The sequence below is a fragment of the Okeania sp. SIO2B9 genome (genome assembly GCF_010672505.1).
GTDB classification, from domain to species: Bacteria; Cyanobacteriota; Cyanobacteriia; order Cyanobacteriales; family Microcoleaceae; genus Okeania; species Okeania hirsuta.
The window spans coordinates 1-3,056 of the sequence record NZ_JAAHGK010000947.1 but is presented as its reverse complement, the minus strand read 5'-3'; the positions used below and the strand labels follow the sequence as shown (position 1 = coordinate 3,056).

Below are 3,056 nucleotides of genomic sequence, written 5' to 3'. Positions count from 1 at the left end.
AGCAATAAAATCAGCAGCAGGAAAAAATCCTTGAGCTTCTAAATATTCAGCCATTTGTTGAATTGACCATCCTTCACGAATGGTATAGCTGAGTTTAACTACATCTCCCTCTAGAATTTTATCTGCGATCGCGCTGAGTGGTTCTGTCGGTGATAATTTATAAGTTCCTGCTTTAAATTCTAGATCGGGATTTTGTATTCCCAACCATTTGACCCAGAAATTCCAAGCTGTTGCAGAACGAATAATACCAGCAGCTTCTAAATCTTCACCTATTTGTTGACCATAAGTTCCAACTGGAATTGTAATTGTTACAGCATTTTCTTCTGGAGACTGAGTAGATGATGTGTTTGTCACTAGAGGGCCACTAACCCAACTCCACCAGGCCCATCCCTGCCAAGCGAAAATACCACAGCTTACAGGCAGAATGGCCAAATAGAATAGGGCACGATTGGAAATTAGTTTAATACTGTTTCTCATTTGATTAGTTAATACTTTATCCTCAAGGTTCTCTTAGCTGAGTTTGTAGCGAAGATGATTCTTTAGGTTATTCTAGAGCATAATTTTAGATCTAAATATTTAATTAAATCACCCTAATTTGCTCAAAATTCCAAAGAGTCTATTCCATATCATGGAAAAGTTGATCTTCTAGCATTGATTGAACCATTGGCTGAATTTCCTGAAACTCTTCTTCTGAAAGCAATTCTAGTTTTCCATCATTGCTTTTACGAGCTGGAATTAAAAATGGATCTAATGGTGTATATATTGCGTATTTCTGGTCTTTATATAAAAAAGTGGCCAACTCTTCGTAATATTCACCTTCTTCATCATTTTCATCTACTTCATCTAGTTCATCTTCATCCCATTCTGGTAAATCCCCAGTAACAGTTAAAGTTATAGCTGTTCTTTGAAGTGTGAGGTTTTGTTCTTCAAGTACAACTTTGGCAGTATCAAAAATTCGATCAATTTCCATTTCATCACCTACAGGAATACTTGCTTGGTCTAAATCTCCTTGTGCCCAAGTAAAGATTTCTATAGGTAAGTCTACTGGTAGTAACATTACATACTCTTGGTTATCTAACTCCATAGAATACTCTACAGTACAACATAGCGATCGCTCTGCCTCATCAGTTAAAGTGACATAAGTTTCTGGAGATTGTCCATTTTCTTGTGATTCTGGGGATGAATACATTTTGGGTATTTTGATGATTTTTTCACTTTAGTAGTGATCTAAGTATAGATAAATTCTGTTCATTAAGCTTCAAACAAGGTCTAAGAGATGGAGTTTTTGTTGATTACCAGTAGGCAGATTTTTAGATTCTGCTAGATAATTACCATATACCTGCATACAATTAACTGTAAGTAGTATGTATTTCAATACTGAACAATTTTTCGATTAGCGGGCATCTTGCCCGCGCTACAAACATTTAATTGTTAATATTTGTAATTCATATACTTGGAATCTGCTGTAAAACAAAGACTGAAAAAATTAAAAATAGTCAGATAATGTGTAGATTTCGCGTTCATAAATAGTCTTAATATACTTGCATAATGCTATATTTATAGATATTATTATATTTTTTTATATACATCAATTTAAATTTATTTCTCTTCTATGTAATAGGTTTTTCTATATCTATCTCTATTGAATTATTTACTTGTGAAATAATATTTGGTTTTCTACGTTCATCCAGCCATTGCTGTAAAATCAAAGCTGCCGCTTTTCTATCAATTAAATGTTTATTCTGAGAAGGAGAAATATTTGCAGCTTTCAACATATCCTCAGCTTGAACTGAAGTCAAACGTTCATCAATATATTCTATAGGTAGAGCCAGAGCTTGTGACAATCTTTGAGCATATTTTTGTATTTTTTTCGCTTGAAAACCTATAGAACCATTCATAGAATATGGTAAACCTACGACCAGAACTTGTACTTGACGTTCTTGGACAATAATTTTTAACTGAGCTATATCTTCTTGAAAAGAGGTACGTCTAATAGTAGTAATACCAGTAGCAATTAAACCAGTACCATCACATCCTGCAACCCCCACACGTTTGTTCCCTACATCTAAACCCAGGGCTGAAATTCGAGATTGAGGCATTGAAAATTCAACTCCTTACTTCTACTTATATTATTTGTATTATTTGGATTTATGACACATCTCTAATTCCTTCTCTTGGTCAGTTGGAGATGTTCAAAAATTAATAACTAATAATTAACAATTACCTCTTCTATTATGAAAAACAGATAGGATTGACCAAAATAATTTTAATTTTCTTTTGTAAGCATTCAGCCGTTAGTTATTAGCCATCAGCTATTGCTTTTTTTTTAGTTCTAGATAAAATCTTTACTAATTGAGTCAGAATTAAATTTTACTATAAAAGCTGGCTGAAACAGTCTATTTTGATTAAAACTGCCTCATGAGAGCTGACAGCTGACACCTAACAGCTAATAGCTGAATGCTTAAATTATTTTTCTCCTGGTTCCGAAAGACTTCAAGCTGGAAATTATTAATTATTTGCTGAGAAAACTTCACTATTATCAGTAATCAATTAGCCTCCTAACGGAGGAACTGCGGACTTCAGTACCTTTGCAATAAGTAGGCTTGACATAAAGAATAGTCTCTTTTTTTATCCCTTTAAAAAGGGAGGCGCATACCCACAATTTTTCGGCAATTGATAATTTAACTTATAGATAATAATTGATTTTATAGCAGTTTGCACTCGTCTAGTTACAGATTTTATCTATAACAACTTTTGATAATAACTCATAGATTTTAGTTGTAAATATACCAAAACAAACTGCTATATATTTAATTGTTGGAGATGTCTATTAATATTAATTAGACACAAGTAATTCCTCATTTCTGAGATTTTCCATTATCATCTTCCTCTCCACTTGTTAAATTAGGAGAAATAGTTGGCGATGGAGAATTTACTTGCTCATTTGTAGCTTCCCAATAATAATTATTATGATTAGTTTTCAACTGAGAATTATTACTTTTACCATGTTTATTTTGCATCATTTTCAACAAAGAACTACGACTAGGAACTGGTTA

General features: G+C 32.9%; 4 protein-coding genes. All 4 read right to left on the bottom strand.

Features of this window, described 5'->3' with window-relative positions; genetic code table 11:
* On the bottom strand, nt 1–477 hold a 477-nt coding region (locus tag F6K13_RS25835; RefSeq protein ID WP_287288827.1), incomplete at its 3' end, for an endolytic transglycosylase MltG.
* Nucleotides 478–616: 139 nt separating this feature from the next.
* Nucleotides 617–1,189, bottom strand: a complete 573-nt coding sequence (locus tag F6K13_RS25830) for a DUF3727 domain-containing protein (protein WP_124143914.1) — start codon at nt 1,187–1,189, stop codon at nt 617–619.
* A gap of 421 nt (nt 1,190–1,610) precedes the next feature.
* The gene (gene ruvX, locus F6K13_RS25825) at nt 1,611–2,099 is read right to left on the bottom strand and encodes a Holliday junction resolvase RuvX (protein WP_124143915.1); all 489 of its coding nucleotides are present in this window, start codon (nt 2,097–2,099) and stop codon (nt 1,611–1,613) included.
* A gap of 759 nt (nt 2,100–2,858) precedes the next feature.
* Nucleotides 2,859–3,023 carry a hypothetical protein gene (locus F6K13_RS25820; RefSeq protein WP_287288825.1) on the bottom strand — a complete coding sequence of 55 codons (165 nt, stop codon included), beginning with the start codon at nt 3,021–3,023 and terminating at the stop codon, nt 2,859–2,861.
* Nucleotides 3,024–3,056: the final 33 nt, after the last annotated feature.